Here is a 14988-nt window from a genome sequence, read left to right as displayed (position 1 = left end):
GGGCAACTGCATGGCGTCTGCAACTATTCCGTGTGAGGCGGAGATCACACAGAGGGGCCGGCATCCCGGGCGGAGCACGCGTCCAGAAGCTCACCTACGCGAGCCAGGAAAGTTTTACGATGATCCTGGGTGGCTTCCTGGTCGATGGAAATATCAACCGGAACTTCAACGCAGTCTTCCACAGTCAACCGACAGCCTGCGGCGGTGGCATCCAAACGATAGGTGGTTCTTTGCGACACAGGACTTGGTGGAAAGAGTGCTTGGGTTACCGCCATTCGCCCGGGAATTTCCTCGACAACTTCGATGACCTCGATCTGACCGTTCCTGAGGAAAAAGCACTGCCGCTCCCCTGGGCCATCTGGTAACCCAGGTACGGAGACCGCCTGGATCACGTTCTCGCTCAGCAGGGTCGCTGATTCCGCAGGCTTGATCAATGACCACACTGCCGAGGCAGAATGCGGATACTCAGCTGTCGCAGAAGTAGTGACGGTATTGAACGCAGCTTCGTGCGCTGTAACCTTGCCTGGCTTTGCCTTGACGCCCTGAATCACTGCAAGGATGAACGTCATCAGGAGACCGCCGACGACGAGTGCCAGGACCGCGATACCTCGAGGGTCTTCCTTCTGAAGCAGGACGGCCCCGAGAACGCTCAGGGCCACGAGTCCGGACAGCGCCAGGATGGAAACGTAGGTTAGAACGGCAGTCTTCACGAGCTCAAGGGTGACAGAGCCGCAACCCAATCGCCATGAAGCGCGCCCGAGCTACTCAGGCTTGATGTTCTTCAGGGCATCGTCGAAGCATTCACAGAGGGCCAGGACCGCCACGAGGTGCGCTTCCTCAGCGTGAGGCGGGTCGGTGTTGATGCAGATGGCCTCGTTCACGGAGTCGGCGAGATCCTTGGACTCGTGGCCGGTGAGCGCCCAAACGCGGGCACCGCCTGCCTTGGCAGCGGCAGCAGCGTCCCGCAGGTCCTCGGTGATGCCCTTGGCAGCCAGAAGGACAACGATGTCGCCTCGGCGGACCTGATCAGAGAGTTGGGCGCTGATGCTGGCAGCGGCCCCGTCAGCTCCTTTGGGAATGTAGATGGCTTTGAAACCGGAGCCACCCCCGGGGTCGTGGGCCGCGAGCTCCGAAGTGAACCTCTGGGCTTCATGCGATGAACCGTCGCTGCCGGCAGCGAACACGGTCCCACCCCGTCGCCGGACACGCGCCAGTTCTTCGCCCCATTCGGCGAGCCTGGAGGACTCCCGGCGCAGGGAAGCAACCGCTGGACCGATTTCGCCCAAGTGCCCAAGAACCACATCCACGGCGTGCCGGCTCGCCTTGGACCCGGCCGCACGCACCTCCTGACCTGTTCGCCTCACCACGATGCTCACTTTCCTGCCTCCGTTTCCCCGTTGAAACTATTGGTTCCGATCGCCGTCGCGCGTTGAACCCTCCCGAACTGAACCGTTGCGATCGGACCTGTCGCGGGTCAAACGCTCCCCTTCTGCCGCATTGGTGCGATCGGTGGTCGATTCGTCCAATCGGGCCGAGCCGTTGGAACGGTCGTTGGCATTCGGGTCCAGCTTGTCTGCGTGGCGAAGGTGCTCGTCGACGCGCCCGCGGGCCTCTTCGGCTTTCTCCGCATGCCGTTCAGCTTCCTTGCGGAGACGGTTGGCCTCCACTTCGGCCTGCAGGGCATTGGCTTCGGCCTGCGCGGATTCGGCTTTGGCCTGGTGCGCGCCAATGGCCTCCTCGGCGGCTTTCTCCCGCAGCTCTTCGGCGCGGTGACGGTTGACTTCAGCCTTCTTCCGGCGCCCGACGACGACCGCGATCGCGACAGCGGCGATAACGACGACGGCGATGACGATGATCAGCACCAGTTGTCCTGTGTCCATCTGGATTACCTCCCTGATGTGCGGCTTTTGGGGGCGCCGCCCGTTGCCCACGCTGTAGTTGCTACCGAGGATGTACCCCTGTGGGATCCTTCCAAACGATGTGCCTGGCCTATGCCGGGAGTTCCATTCGGAAACCACAGCGGCACTGGAGAACCCGGGTTTTCAGGTAAACGTCCATGAGGCCGTCATCGGTATCCTCGGTGGAAAGCGGTGCGTACACGCTGCGTGCGGAGTTCGTTGAGAATTGCATCGGTTCGCCGCAGTGGAAGTACTGTCCGCCGAATTGCAACAGTCCGGAGACCGTTCCGTTGCGGTTCAGCACGGCAGCAACGTCATGGAACGCGGCGGTATGCGCATATGAGGACTCGCAGGCCAGGCAGGTGTAGGACACGGAGACCAGCAGTTCGCCGGAATGCGGCTCTATGGACTCGATCGTCTCAAGGTCCAGGTGGTCCGTGGAATTGCATTTGCCGCACAACAGCGCCTGTGCCTTAGGACGCGGCGTGGAGCCAGGAATCAACGGATTTCTCATCATCGACAATCTCATCTCTCCTTGGTCAACCCTGCCCGAGAACTCTCCCTGCCACTATCGTAACTAATGGTCAGCTTACTTACTAGTTTCTGGATGCAACCACATTGTCCGAGGTCGAGCGGCCTTGTGCCCGGGTATCAACTCTGATTCGCTGGGAAGGTCTCCTGCAGCGTGGGACAGCTCCAGCCGAACAGCAGGGAGAACCAGTTGTGAAAGCAGTGACATGGCAAGGCCGACGCTCTGTAAGCGTCATTGACGTCCCGGATCCCACCATTCAAGACCCCACGGATGCGATCGTGCGGATCACGTCGACGGCCATCTGCGGCTCAGACCTGCACCTTTACGAGGTCCTGGGCCCCTATATGCATCAGGGCGACGTCATCGGGCACGAACCCATGGGAATCGTGGAAGAGGTGGGCTCGGAAGTCCACCGCCTGAAGAAGGGCGATCGCGTGGTGGTGCCTTTCAACATTTCCTGTGGGCGCTGCTTCATGTGCAACCAAGGCCTGCAGTCACAGTGCGAAACCACTCAGGTCACCGCCAAAAATTCGGGAGCTGCCCTGTTCGGATATTCGGAACTCTATGGCTCCGTTCCTGGTGGACAGGCGCAGTACTTGCGGGTCCCGTTCGCCGATTACGGCCCGGTCAAAGTCGAATCCGACGCCCCCGATGAGCGCTACCTTTTCCTTTCCGACATCCTTCCCACCGCCTGGCAGGCTGTGGACTACGCAAACGTTCCCGAGGGCGGCACACTCGCGGTGCTCGGACTGGGTCCGGTGGGCCAGTTTGCTGCCAGGATCGGCGTCCATAAAGGGTTCCGGGTCATCGGCGTAGACCCGGTGCCCGAGCGCCGGGCCATGGCGGAACAGCATGGGGTGGAAACCATGGACTACAGCCCGGACGTCGCCGGCATGATCCGGGAGGAGACACTGGGACGCGGGCCGGACTCGGTAGTGGACGCTGTAGGAATGGAAGCCCACGGCTCACCCGTGGCGTCTTTCCTGCACAAGGCCGTGTCCTTGCTCCCGGACAAACCGGCACAAGTCGCCATGGAGACCATGAGCGTGGACCGTCTTGCCGCACTGCACACCGCCATCGACGTAGTCCGCCGCGGAGGGACCATCTCGCTCAGCGGCGTCTACGGCGGACAGGCGGACCCCATGCCGCTCATGACCATGTTCGACAAGCAGATCCAGCTGCGGATGGGCCAATGCAACGTTCGCAGCTGGACTGACCAGCTGCTCCCCCTGGTAGAGGACGACGCCGATCCGCTGGGCGTCATGCGGCTGGTCACCCATACCGGCTCCCTGGATGAGGCACCGGAGCTGTACCAAAAGTTCCAGAAGAAGCAGGACGGGTGCATCAAGGTAGTCCTCAAGCCGTAGGCAGCCGGCACTTCACGGACTTTCAGGAAACATCCAGAATCGCTAGATAGCCTAGCGATTGTCAGAGTTGGATTACATCGAAGGAGGGCCCATGGGACTCGGAGACAAGATCAGCAACAAGGCACAGGAAGTCACCGGCAAGGCAAAGGAAGCCTTGGGTGACGCCACCAATAACGAGAAACTGCAGGCCGAAGGAGCCGCTGACCAGGCGGCAGCCAAGACCAAGCAGGCCGGAGAGAACGTCAAGGACGCCGCCAAGGACGTCTTCGACAAGTAATCCACCAGCAATAACCACACAGCGCAACGCCCGGCTTCCCCGATGGGGAGGCCGGGCGTTCGTGTTTGCCGGGAGGACTTACTTCTGGGCTGGCAGGACCAACTCGCCCGACTTGTCCGTGGACAAGGCGAGGGACGAGATGAACCGGGGTTCGCCGTCGGGCCCGTCCTGACCGGAGCGGAGCATGTCCGGGCGTTCGAACTCGATGCCGGTGACGTGGCACATAAGCTTGGCGTCGCTCGGGTTGCCATCGGCGTCAAACATGGGAAGGTCGATTCCGTCATCTGTGCGCCGCAGGTAATACCGACCGCGCGTCGCCAAAGCCAACACCGGCGGCAACACCAGGGCCAAGCCAACCGCGAAAATCGGTGAGAACGGCTGCACTGCAGAACCGAACGCCCCGAAGAAGACGGCGATCGAAACTCCCGCGGAAACCAGCATGGACACGAAGCCCACCGGGTTCACCGCATAAAGCATCCCGCGGCGGAACTCGGGAACCTTGGGCGAAATCTTCAGCAGGTACTTGTTGATGGCGATATCCGAGGCCACCGTGACCACCCAGGCCATGGCGCAGTTGGCGTAGAAGCCCAGGATGGTGTTCAGGAACTCGAACATGTTGGACTCCATGAGGATCAGCGCGATCACCAGGTTCACCACAACAAAGACCATCCGGCCCGGGTATGTCTTGGTGATGCGGGTGAAGGAGTTAGTCCAGGCCAGGGAGCCGGAGTACGCGTTGGTGACGTTGATCTTGATCTGCGAAATCACCACAAGCACGACGGCCAGGGTCATCGCCAACCAGGCCGGCATCATTTCTTCGTAGACGCCCAGGAACTGGTGGACGGGTTCATTGGCGTGGACTGCTGCCGCGGGGTCGAGCTTGGCGATGAGGTAGATCGCGATGAACAGGCCGATGATTTGCTTGATGGCTCCGAAGATCACCCAACCCGGTCCGGCCAGGATCACTGCACGCCACCACGCGCCCTTGTTCTCGGCGGTCTTGGGCGGCATAAAGCGCAGGTAGTCGATCTGCTCGGCAATCTGCGCCATCAGGGACAGGCAAACACCGGCCGCCAGCATGACGGAGGCCAGATTGGGGCCGCCTTCGCCTGACGCGCCGGTGAAGGCGAAGAACGCGTCGATGCTTTCCGGGTGCGAAAGGAGCAGATACCCCACGGGAACAACCATGAGCAGCAGCCACAAGGGCGTGGTCCACACCTGCAGGGTGGCCAGCGTCTTCATCCCGTAGATCACCAGCGGAATGATGATGATGGTGGACACCGCGTAGCCGATCCACTGCGGGATGCCCAGGCCCAACTGCAGGCCCTGGGCCATGATGGAGCCCTCGAGGGCAAAGAAGATGAAGGTGAACGTGGCAAAGATGATGTTGGTGACCACCGAGCCGTAGTAGCCGAATCCTGAGCCGCGGGTAATGAGGTCAAGGTCGATGTTGTACCGTGCGGCGTAGTAGGCCAGTGGGAATCCCGTGGCGAAGATGATTGCGGCCGCCACGATGATGCCGAAGATCGCATTCACCGTTCCGTAGGCGATGCCGATGTTCGCGCCGATCGAGAAGTCGGCCAGGTAGGCGATGCCACCCAAAGCACTGGTGGCCACCACTCCGGCGCTCCACTTCCTGTAAGAGCGCGGGGCGAACCGGAGCGTGTAATCCTCCAGGCTCTCCTTCGCGGCACTCAATGCGTCGGCGTTGCTTTGCTTCTGTGCGCCGGCGGTGCCGATTCCGACGGCGGTGCTTGCCGCCGTCGTCGGCTCCAATATGGCGGTACTGGTCTTGTCGTCACTCATGCGTGGTCGCTTTCATCCGGGGAGGGTGCCTCGCCCACGACGCTAGTAATGCAGCGCGTCAATTCCGTCACGTGCGTGTTTCGCATCTGTAACTTCTGTATCAGCGGCCCCGCGTGCCACCACCAAAATCCCCGATCAAGCTTTGTGCGCAACCCACAAAATCGGCGGTGACCTGCACGGATACCGTCAAGGCATGACCACCGAAGCCATCAGTTACGCCATCCTGGACACCGCCCGACAACAGGTTCTGGAACGCGGTGAGGGCCTGCACGAGGCGCAGCTCATCGAGATCCTCGAGCTCCCCGACGACGCCATCCCGGCAGCCCTGCAACTGGCCCACGAGGTGCGGCTCAAACACTGCGGGGAGGATGTCGAGGTGGAAGGCATCATTTCCATCAAGACGGGCGGTTGCCCCGAGGACTGCCACTTCTGCAGCCAGTCCGGCCTGTTCGACTCCCCTGTCCGTGGCGTCTGGCTGGACATCCCCGAGCTCGTCAAGGCAGCCAAGGAAACCGCCGCCACCGGCGCCACCGAGTTCTGCATCGTCGCAGCCGTCCGTGGCCCGGACATCAAGCTCATGAACCAGATCAAGTTCGCGATCGACCGCATCAACGAAGAAGTGGACATCAACATCGCCTGTTCCCTGGGCATGCTCACGCAGCGCCAAGTGGACCAGCTGGCGGAGTGGGGCGTGCACCGCTACAACCACAACCTCGAAACGGCCCGCAGTTTCTTCCCGGAGGTGGTCACCACACACAGCTACGAGGAACGGCTGGAAACCTGCGCCATGGTCAAGGCAGCCGGCATGGAACTGTGCTGCGGCGCCCTGATCGGGATGGGTGAATCGGTGGCCCAGCGCGCAGAGTTGGCCGTCCAGCTGGCCGCCCTGGAACCGCACGAAGTCCCCCTTAACTTCCTCAATCCCCGGCCCGGAACACCCTTGGAAAACCAAGGAATCATGGACGGCAAGGATGCCCTCCGTGCCATCGCGGCGTTCCGTCTCGCCATGCCCCGCACTGTGCTCCGCTATGCCGGCGGCCGCGAGCTGACGCTCGGAGACCTGGGCACCCGCGATGGACTGCTCGGGGGCATCAACGCGGTGATCGTGGGCAACTACCTGACCACCTTGGGCCGCCCCGCCAACGCCGACCTCAACCTCCTGGTGGAGCTGAACATGCCCATCAAGGAATTCCAGAAGTCCCTGTGACACCCGCATACTGCGGTCATTGCGGCGGCATCGAAGGTGCCCCGGCAGCGCCAGGCGACAGTCCGACGTCGGACCCCCACCACAGTTGCCGGCAGCAGTTGGCGATGGAGCCGCCACGCTACTGCGGGGAGTGTCGAAGGAGGATGAAGGTCCAGGTGACTCCGACGGACTGGACGGCGGAGTGTTCGCGGCATGGCCTCACGCGGTTTGGTGCAGATCCGGCCCCTCAAAGCGCTTCCTAAAACGGCATCTGTTCAAAACTCCCTGGGTAGGCTGGATCCATGGGCGAAAGCCGGGACCGTCTGACGCAGGAGCAGCGGAGCCGCAATATGTCCAAAATCCGGGGGAAGAACACCAAGCCCGAACTGCTGGTCCGCAGGCTGCTGCATGCCAAAGGCTACAGGTATCGGCTGCATGGACAGGCCGGGTCAACCAAGCTGCCCGGCCGTCCGGACCTGGTATTCGCGGGCAGGCGAAAAGTCATTTTCGTCAACGGCTGCTTCTGGCATTTTCACGACTGCAAGGTTGGCTTGCGTGCCCCGGCGGCCAACGCGGAGTTCTGGGAAGCCAAACGTTCCCGGACCCGGGAGCGCGACGCAAGGCAACGGGAGCTGTTGCTGGCTGCGGGCTGGGACGTACTGACCGTGTGGGAATGCGAGCTCGGAAACCGCTCGATGCTCGAAGAACGGCTGACCGGTTACCTCGAGGCGAGCAGTCGCTAGCGGGAGGAGGTGGTTGTCGGGGCTGATTCACCAACGTGCTCAACACCGGCGCCATGAGAGCTCTGCTCCCAGAGGGCGAACGCGGCGGTACCGCCGATGCCCAGGAGGATGGTCATGCAAAAGACAATCACAACCATGAGTGCCGGTGATATTCGAGCCCCACTGTCCATGCTGTTTCCGCTCCTTGGTTCAAGGCTGACATCCCCGGATCAGTGACCCCCAACCTGCTCCTCATCACTTTCCGGTCCGGCGATCAAGACTGCCTCTGAGTCCGCTCAAGATTGGATCAAGCTTTGGATTTCTGGCACTTCGGTAGTTCGGCGGGTCCTACTGTTGAATCGTGAATCGATTGTTTGGAGGCGGGAGGAGTTTGGTGTCTGACTATGGCGAATGCACCGAAGTCCTGGTGGATCGCGCGGTCCTCATCGCTCTCCAGGCCGAGCTAGGCGGCGACCCGGGCATCATCAGCGCGTTCGTCAGGAACTACGTATCCCTACTGCCGTGGCGGGTTTCGCGGCTACATGCCGCCCTGGACAACCTGGACATGGAAGATGCCATGGACGCAGTGTTGAGCCTCAAGACCTCCAGCCACATGGTAGGCGCGATCTGCCTGGAGTGGTTGGCACAGGATCTGGAGATCAACCTCCGCCTCTTGCCCAACGAGAATCACCTCAAGGAGCTGAGGCCTCTGGTGACTCAGATCGAGCAATACGTGTTTGGCACCATCGCGGAGTTGGAATCTTCGGTTCTGTAACCAAGCGCGGTTCTGTGACGAAGCGCCTTAGTTGCTCTGCACCGGTGGTGCGAGCCGGTATCCCACGCCGCGGACCGTCTCCAGCCAACGCGGTGCCTGGATGCTGTCCCCAAGCTTCTTCCGCAGGTTTCCCATGTGTACCTCAACGGCACGCTCGTCGGCGTCGCTGACGTAACTTCCGACGTCGTATGGTTCGTTCCTGAGGCGGCGCGCCAGATCGGCTTTGGTCCGCACAATCCGGCCTGTCTCCAACAAGGCCAGCAAGAGGTCGAACTCCGTGCGGGTCAGTTTCAGCTCTTTGCCTTTCAGCACGGCGGTGCGTGAGCCGGCGGAAACGGACAGGCCGTTATGGGCCATCTCGGGATCGGCTTCGTCCGGCGCGCTCCTGGTGTCCGACGACGCGCGGGGCCTTCGCATCATTGCCTCCACACGGGCGCGCAGCTCACGGGGACGGAACGGCTTGGTCAGGTAGTCGTCGCCGCCGGCTTCGAGGCCCATGAGGGTGTCGAGTTCTTCGGCACGGGCGGTAAGCATGATGATGTAGGCGTCCGAGGACTTGCGGATTTGGCGCGCGACCTCAAAACCGTCAATATCGGGAAGGCCTAGGTCCAAAGTGATGACGTCAGGATTCAGCTCGCGGGCGGACAAAACGCCGGCAGATCCGGTGGACGCAGTGTGGACATCAAACCCCGCCTGGGATAGAACCACACGTACCAATTCGCGGATATCCTGGTCATCTTCAATGACCAATCCCACACGTACTTCACTCATCGCTGCCCCTCAGCCCCTTCGATAACCTCAGAAGTATATCCGTTATGGTTAGGCTGATCTCATGAACCGACTTTCTTCTGCATCCGTGGTGGATGTGCCATGACCGGCCCTTCTTTTTGGGATATCGGCGAAAAGAAGAAATTGTTGATCTTTCAGCGCTCCTTCCACGAACATACCTTGCGGATGCGTGTAGTCCTCAGCCAATTGCCGTTATCGGTGTGTGTCTGTTTGTCGGCTGTTTTGGTCTGGCTGTTTTTCCCGGCAACACTGCAAAATCCGTTGTTCCTGGTCTTCCTGCTCAGCCAGGCTCTTTTATTGGCGCTGTGCATCGTGGTGCCCTGGCACAGGCTTCCCTTTGCCAGCTTCCTGGTGATTCCCGTCCTGGACATGGTCTCTATCGCGTTCGGCCGGGAGGGCGGGCAGGAAGCACTCACTGGCCTCAGCGTCCTGGTGGTACTGCCGGTCATTTGGCTGTGCGCGTCGGGGCTTTACCCGAAGCTGGCCATAGCCCTGTCCTTCATTGGCCCCTTGGTCATCGTGTGGTCCCCGTTGTTCGCCCGTGGTGACCTCTCGGAGCAGTCCCTGACCAAGCCGCTCCTGTTCCCAATTCTGATTCTCGGCATCGGCGTGTCGGTCAGCGTGCTGACCTTGAGCATGGTTCGCCAGCAGCGTGCATTGGAGCAAAAGGACGAGGCACTCAAGGAAGCACTTGATGTGAGCACCAAGCAGGAACGCCTGCTGAACACCGTCATGGAGGCCCTCCCGCTGGGTGTGGTGGCGGTAGACGGGGACGGGCACGACATCCTCATGAACCGACGCCAACGGCAGACCCACACCCTGGCGACTCCCCCGGACATCGAGGACCCCAACGAGTCCCAGCTGCTCGTCTTCGACACCGACCGGACGACCCCCTTGCCGGCCGACCGGCGCCCGGTGCGCCGTGCTGTGCTGGGCGAACGGTTCACCGACCAGCTGGTGTGGCTCGGCGACGGCAAGGACCAGCGCGCCTTCACCGCAAGCGCCCGCCCCATGGTGGACGACGCCGGGAAGTTTGCCGGCTCAGTGGTGGTGTTCAGCGATGTGACGGAGCTGGTGAACGCGCTGGCTGCCAAGGACGACTTTGTGGCCAACGTATCCCATGAGTTCCGCACTCCCCTGACGTCCATCCTGGGCTACGTTGAACTGATCCTTGACGATCCTGATGTGTTGGATGCGAGGTCCCGCAAACAGCTGGATATTGTCCGGCGCAACGCCGAACGGCTGCTCACCCTCGTCTCGGACCTCCTGGCTGTCCGCTCGGGACAAATCGCCATCCAGCCACATACCGTGGACGTCGCGGAACTGGTGCGGGGCAGTGTTTCCTCCGCCGAACCCCGGGCAGCTAAGGCCGGGATCAGGCTATCCATGAACCTGCCGGACGCCTTGGAAGCGCACGTTGACTCGTCACGGATTGCGCAGGTGCTGGACAACCTGGTGTCCAATGCCATCAAGTACTCCCCAGACGGTGGAGACGTCGAGGTAGCTGCCTGGGAGGAGAAGAACTTCGTCTTCTGCCGTGTTACCGACACCGGCATGGGGATGAACGAAGAGGAGCAGGCCGAGGCCTTCACCAAGTTCTTCCGTGCCGGCGGAGTCCGCAACAGCGCCATCCCTGGGGTGGGGCTGGGACTGCCCATCAGCAAGGCCATCGTTGAAGCGCACGGAGGCACCATTACCTTGGAAAGCGAACCGGGCCGCGGCACGACCTTCACGGTGAAGGTGCCCGCCTGAGACTTAACTCTGACGCTAAGCGTCTGGGGCTCAGCGCTTGGCGGGCGTCCCTCCCGCCAAGGCAGAATCCCGACGCCGGCCGAACAGGAAGTAGCTGACCGGACCGAAGAAATTGATGAAGGATGCGGCCCGCCACAAGCCCTTCCTGCCCCGGATGTTGGCGTCCGGGGTCTTGGCAATACTCCGCTGGGCGGCTACCAGCAATGCCATGTTCACCACGCCGCTGGCCACCACCGAGATCCGCTGGCCTTTGCTCATATCCCGCCACGATTTCTTGCGAGCCATGGTTTTTCCTCCACTCCGGATAGGTTCCTTTTCAGGCTAGTCCGACGGCGGTGCGCCCGCTACGGCCTGACGCACCACTTCTCCCCACGACTGTTGGGCGAGGTCGGCCACTGATGCCAGGATTTCCGCAGGAGGGCGGGAAAGGTCCAGCGGATACTCCACAATGTCGATGTCCGTGTTCAGGATCCGGCGCAGTTTCATCTCCCCCGAACCGGCATACACCAACCAGGCGGTGGGGACCCTGAGCGCCGTGCAGTACGCCAGCAACTGGTAGTGGTCGGCGCTCAAGGAGGCACCGGCGTCGGAGGCTGCCTTGTACTTGGTGTCGTACACCACCACGGGACGCCCGCCCAGGAAGTGGACGACGTCGGGCCGGACGGTGATGCGGTCGGAGTCACGGACGGCCTCGTTAAGCAGGGCTCCGTACTGGAGCCGCGTCTCTCCGGGATGCGCGCTCATGGCACTTCGCAGGGCTGCGCCAACGAACTCTTCGAAAACCTTGCCCATATCCACCACAAAGGAGGCGCTCTGCTGTTTGCCCACACCGGCCTCGGCGGAGGCATTGCGAAGGATCACCTCGGAGAGGCGAAGGACGGCGTGGTACCGGAGGTTCATCCGGCTGGCCCGCCACGGCGGAAGCGGAGCCCCGGACTGAAGGCGGGTGACGGCGTCGAGCTTTCCCTTGAGCTGGCGCAAGCGGCTCAGGACGTCGGGCCGGACACCCGGGACTTGTCCCATCCGCTCCAAGGCAGCCCGGAGTATCCGGTTTTCGGCGATGTCCTCCGTGAACTCGTCATAAGATACCTCCAACGGAACCATCATTCCCGGGCGGCGGGAGATCTGGTCAGAGATGCGGATACGGCCCTTGACGGTCCGGAGTGATTCGTCCACTGTCAGGTAGCCCTGGAGGACGCCCCTGCTCAGTGCCCTGTCCGCCAGCTGGGCCAGCGACTCAGCCAGCGCGCTCCACAAGTCCGGGTGCTCCACGGCCTCCACCGAATGGTCACGGAAGCCTTGGTCGCCGGCGTAGCTCAGCAGGAAAAGCAGGCGGCTCAGGCCAAGGCGGTCCTTGGGACGGACTTCCACCTGCACGGTGGCCGTGCGCACGGAACCCACTTTGCCTACCGGTTCTATCCGGTAAAGGCCCATGCCCATGGGTGATGCCTTCGCCAGTCCGCTGGCGTTGATGAACGCCGCCGACTCGGGATCGAGCTTGTCCACCACTCCGCCGGAGAGCTCATCCATGACGATATGCCGTGGACCCGATGGGCCACGGCGGGCACTCGCAGGAGCCCGGCCGGGCTTCGGCGGGATGGCGTTAGCGGGCTGCAAGACGTCCCAGCAGCTGGTCCAAGCCGAAGCGCTCCTCCAACTGCGCCCGGTTCAGCTGGCCGTGGTAGTGCTCCTCCAGCAACGGCATGAGCTCGTACTTCCAGATACGCCGCAGGCCCGTGGGATTCTGGGCCGCGTTTTTCATGAAATACGACGGCCCGATCATGAGGTCCCGGTCCCAGTCGTCAATCGCGTCATTCAGCGCATCGAGGAGGTCGGCGTTGAGCGTATCCAGGCCGCGTGCTTCCAGGAAGCGCCGCAGCGAGCCACGGACGGGCTCCACCTTGGGGTGCAGTTCGATGAACGCAAAACGACGGCGGATGGCAGCATCCATCATGGCGATTGAACGGTCCGCGGTGTTCATGGTGCCAATGATGTAGAGGTTGTCGGGCAAGCTGAAGGGCTCGTTAGGGCTGTACTGCAGGTAGATACGGTCGTCCCTGTACTCCAGCAGGAAGTAGAGCTCGCCGAACACCTTGGCCAGGTTGGCACGGTTCATCTCGTCGATGATCAGGAAGTACGGCTTGTGCGCGTTTTCGGGCTTGGCTGCTTCCTCCGCGAGGCGCCGCAGGGGTCCGGCGACGAGCTTGAAGGAAACCTGGCCGTCGTCGGTCTTGTCCGGCCTGTACCCCTCGAAGAAGTCCTCGTAGGCGTAGGAAGGGTGGAACTGGACCAGCTTCACGCGCTCGTCTGTGTGGTCGCCTGCGAGCTCCGCAGCGAGGTGCTTGGCAAGGTACGTCTTGCCGGTGCCCGGTGGGCCGTAGAGCACCAGTTGGCGGTTTTCCTCCAGCAGTTCCGCGATCTCCTGGAGGGGTTCCAGATCCATGTGCAGGGACGCGGCGAATTCTTCAGTCAGGGGACGGAAACCCTGCTGGATGACCTCGACGACGGCGGTGGGCGGCGCTTCATCCTCGCCGTCGGTTTCGGCTTCCACCGGAAGCAGTTCCTGCAGCGCCTGGATGACCCGGGTGACGTCCACCAGGATGCCGGGGGTGGAGAGCTGCCGCTGGGCGTGGCGCGGAAGTTCCGGGATGGCGTAGCTGTCATCGAACCAGCGGACCTTGCGGCGGATGCGCCGGTTGTCCTCGTGGTGCTCCGGTTCGCCGAGAACCACACCGACCCGCACCCGGCCGGCGTGCTGGTACAGGGTGAGGTCGCCCGGCTTCATGACGGTCAGGAACGCAAAAACGGCGGTCTTGGTGTCTTCACGTTCAACATAGCCAAGGTGCTTGTAGTCCTCATCCACGGCATGCTGGACCACCCCTGCGGTAACTCCCGCCGTGAGGGTTCGCAGGTGCTCAACATCCAGGGTGGCCTTTTCTTCGGCAACCCATGAAGCCAGGAGGTCCGCATTGTCGTGGTGCGTGCGAAGAAGCCAAGAGCGGCGACCCGGGTCCCCCACCTTCCGCCACTGGCTCACCAATTGGCGCGCGTACCAGTCAATGCGCTGCCCGGCCTGCTCGTCCAGGTGCAAGCGGATGCGGTGGATGTCCGCAGTAATGTCCTCGTCCGTGTCGCCTTTGGCCCCGCCTACAAGCGACGCGAAGGCGTCCCTGATTTCCTGGCGCTCGACGTCAGCGACCACCGGCTCGAAGTAGCTTGGCCACACCAGGTACTCGATGCTCCGGCGCAGGGCGGGCTGGTCCCCGGGTGTGCCGGCGGCAAGTTCGTGGAAGGCCAGCGGGTCCGCGAGCGCCTGGCTGATGGTGGCTGTGCTTTGGCTGTCCACGTGCGCCACAAAACGGCACAGCCACTTCAGGTGGTCCCAGATGGTCCAGTTGAATTCCGCGGTCCGGTCACGGATGACGCCGTGGTCCGTCATGCCCTCGTAGAGTTCCTCCGGGAGCTCGACAGGCGGTTCAACCCACGATGCTGCCTCGGCAACCCGGGCGCGCTTCACCCTCAGGGACTTGACCTCGTGGGCGAGCGGGAGGGACTGCAGGAACAGCAGTTCGACAGCCAGGAGCTTGGCTTCCCGCGACGCGCCGTCAAGATTGTGGCGGAGGTTGGTCATCATGGGCGCCTTGGAGTCTTCCACCCCGCGTTCGAGCCGTTCAAGCAGCTCCGCGGCAGCGTCCGATGTCCATGTCAGCGTCCGTCCGTCCAGCGCCGAAGGTTTCCCTTGCAGCGCCGGACCGAGCACATACCAGGCCGCGTCCTCGATCTCCTTGGAGACTCCGGGGGCGCGGTCAAGGGCAGGTTCTACGGAGGGAATCACCATGCCAACTTACCCTGTTTGGCTTAAGCAAGCATCTGGATATCCACAG

General features: G+C 62.3%; 15 protein-coding genes. 6 read left to right on the top strand and 9 right to left on the bottom strand.

Annotated elements, in window-relative coordinates:
- Positions 1-44: 44 nt before the first annotated feature.
- From LRQ04_RS07275 to LRQ04_RS07260, 4 genes are all read right to left on the bottom strand, one after another.
- Positions 45-710 (bottom strand): hypothetical protein, encoded by a 666-nt coding sequence (locus LRQ04_RS07275; protein ID WP_235519075.1) that lies wholly within the window; start codon positions 708-710, stop codon positions 45-47.
- Between the two features lie 51 nt (positions 711-761).
- Positions 762-1376: an SIS domain-containing protein gene (locus LRQ04_RS07270; protein WP_235519074.1), complete on the bottom strand. Its 615-nt coding sequence runs from the start codon at positions 1374-1376 to the stop codon at positions 762-764.
- Positions 1377-1403: 27 nt separating this feature from the next.
- A complete protein-coding gene (locus LRQ04_RS07265; RefSeq protein ID WP_235519073.1) occupies positions 1404-1880 on the bottom strand; it encodes a hypothetical protein in 477 nt (158 codons plus the stop codon).
- 109 nt (positions 1881-1989) lie between these two features.
- On the bottom strand, positions 1990-2415 hold the full coding sequence (locus LRQ04_RS07260) for a hypothetical protein (RefSeq protein ID WP_235519737.1): 426 nt from the start codon (positions 2413-2415) through the stop codon (positions 1990-1992).
- A 206-nt stretch (positions 2416-2621) separates the two neighbouring features.
- Here LRQ04_RS07260 and LRQ04_RS07255 point away from each other — a divergent pair, with 206 nt between their 5' ends.
- Positions 2622-3797 carry a zinc-dependent alcohol dehydrogenase gene (locus LRQ04_RS07255; RefSeq protein WP_235519072.1) on the top strand — a complete coding sequence of 392 codons (1176 nt, stop codon included), beginning with the start codon at positions 2622-2624 and terminating at the stop codon, positions 3795-3797.
- Between the two features lie 91 nt (positions 3798-3888).
- On the top strand, positions 3889-4074 hold the full coding sequence (locus LRQ04_RS07250) for a CsbD family protein (RefSeq protein WP_211712941.1): 186 nt from the start codon (positions 3889-3891) through the stop codon (positions 4072-4074).
- A gap of 78 nt (positions 4075-4152) precedes the next feature.
- On the opposite strand, the gene LRQ04_RS07245 is transcribed toward LRQ04_RS07250, so the two are convergent.
- Positions 4153-5880, bottom strand: coding sequence for a cytosine permease (locus LRQ04_RS07245; RefSeq protein WP_235519071.1), 1728 nt, complete (start codon positions 5878-5880; stop codon positions 4153-4155).
- A 193-nt stretch (positions 5881-6073) separates the two neighbouring features.
- Between LRQ04_RS07245 and bioB the strand changes: the two genes are divergently transcribed.
- From bioB to LRQ04_RS07230, 3 genes are all read left to right on the top strand, one after another.
- Entirely contained in the window at positions 6074-7087 is a 1014-nt protein-coding gene (gene bioB, locus LRQ04_RS07240) for a biotin synthase BioB (RefSeq protein WP_235519070.1), read from the top strand.
- 281 nt (positions 7088-7368) lie between these two features.
- Entirely contained in the window at positions 7369-7809 is a 441-nt protein-coding gene (locus LRQ04_RS07235; RefSeq protein WP_235519069.1) for a very short patch repair endonuclease, read from the top strand.
- A 373-nt stretch (positions 7810-8182) separates the two neighbouring features.
- Positions 8183-8563, top strand: a complete 381-nt coding sequence (locus LRQ04_RS07230) for an Hpt domain-containing protein (protein ID WP_235519068.1) — start codon at positions 8183-8185, stop codon at positions 8561-8563.
- A gap of 27 nt (positions 8564-8590) precedes the next feature.
- Here the strand turns inward: LRQ04_RS07230 and LRQ04_RS07225 are convergent, their stop codons facing one another.
- Complete coding sequence (locus LRQ04_RS07225; protein WP_235519067.1) at positions 8591-9334, bottom strand: response regulator transcription factor; 744 nt, start codon at positions 9332-9334, stop codon at positions 8591-8593.
- A gap of 99 nt (positions 9335-9433) precedes the next feature.
- Between LRQ04_RS07225 and LRQ04_RS07220 the strand changes: the two genes are divergently transcribed.
- Complete coding sequence (locus LRQ04_RS07220) at positions 9434-11104, top strand: cell wall metabolism sensor histidine kinase WalK (protein WP_235519066.1); 1671 nt, start codon at positions 9434-9436, stop codon at positions 11102-11104.
- 30 nt (positions 11105-11134) lie between these two features.
- Here the strand turns inward: LRQ04_RS07220 and LRQ04_RS07215 are convergent, their stop codons facing one another.
- The 3 genes from LRQ04_RS07215 to LRQ04_RS07205 form a co-directional block, all read right to left on the bottom strand.
- On the bottom strand, positions 11135-11389 hold the full coding sequence (locus tag LRQ04_RS07215) for a hypothetical protein (RefSeq protein WP_235519065.1): 255 nt from the start codon (positions 11387-11389) through the stop codon (positions 11135-11137).
- Between the two features lie 36 nt (positions 11390-11425).
- The gene (locus LRQ04_RS07210) at positions 11426-12634 is read right to left on the bottom strand and encodes an McrC family protein (RefSeq protein WP_235519064.1); all 1209 of its coding nucleotides are present in this window, start codon (positions 12632-12634) and stop codon (positions 11426-11428) included.
- Positions 12635-12707: 73 nt separating this feature from the next.
- Positions 12708-14942, bottom strand: a complete 2235-nt coding sequence (locus LRQ04_RS07205) for an McrB family protein (protein WP_235519063.1) — start codon at positions 14940-14942, stop codon at positions 12708-12710.
- Positions 14943-14988: the final 46 nt, after the last annotated feature.

Origin of the sequence: Paenarthrobacter sp. AR 02 (genome assembly GCF_021538675.1) — a bacterium.
Lineage (GTDB): Bacteria > Actinomycetota > Actinomycetes > Actinomycetales > Micrococcaceae > Arthrobacter.
This window is presented reverse-complemented; position numbering and strand designations above follow the sequence as displayed.

Bases quoted from the DNA above. Each gene is read 5' to 3' on its own strand.
- LRQ04_RS07265 (WP_235519073.1), bottom strand. From the start codon at position 1,880: ATGGACACAGGACAACTGGTGCTGATCATCGTCATCGCCGTCGTCGTT.
- LRQ04_RS07260 (WP_235519737.1), bottom strand. From the start codon at position 2,415: ATGATGAGAAATCCGTTGATTCCTGGCTCCACGCCGCGTCCTAAGGCA.
- LRQ04_RS07250 (WP_211712941.1), top strand. From the start codon at position 3,889: ATGGGACTCGGAGACAAGATCAGCAACAAGGCACAGGAAGTCACCGGC.
- LRQ04_RS07245 (WP_235519071.1), bottom strand. From the start codon at position 5,880: ATGAGTGACGACAAGACCAGTACCGCCATATTGGAGCCGACGACGGCG.
- bioB (WP_235519070.1), top strand. From the start codon at position 6,074: ATGACCACCGAAGCCATCAGTTACGCCATCCTGGACACCGCCCGACAA.
- LRQ04_RS07235 (WP_235519069.1), top strand. From the start codon at position 7,369: ATGGGCGAAAGCCGGGACCGTCTGACGCAGGAGCAGCGGAGCCGCAAT.
- LRQ04_RS07225 (WP_235519067.1), bottom strand. From the start codon at position 9,334: ATGAGTGAAGTACGTGTGGGATTGGTCATTGAAGATGACCAGGATATC.
- LRQ04_RS07220 (WP_235519066.1), top strand. From the start codon at position 9,434: ATGACCGGCCCTTCTTTTTGGGATATCGGCGAAAAGAAGAAATTGTTG.
- LRQ04_RS07215 (WP_235519065.1), bottom strand. From the start codon at position 11,389: ATGGCTCGCAAGAAATCGTGGCGGGATATGAGCAAAGGCCAGCGGATC.
- LRQ04_RS07210 (WP_235519064.1), bottom strand. From the start codon at position 12,634: ATGGATGAGCTCTCCGGCGGAGTGGTGGACAAGCTCGATCCCGAGTCG.
- LRQ04_RS07205 (WP_235519063.1), bottom strand. From the start codon at position 14,942: ATGGTGATTCCCTCCGTAGAACCTGCCCTTGACCGCGCCCCCGGAGTC.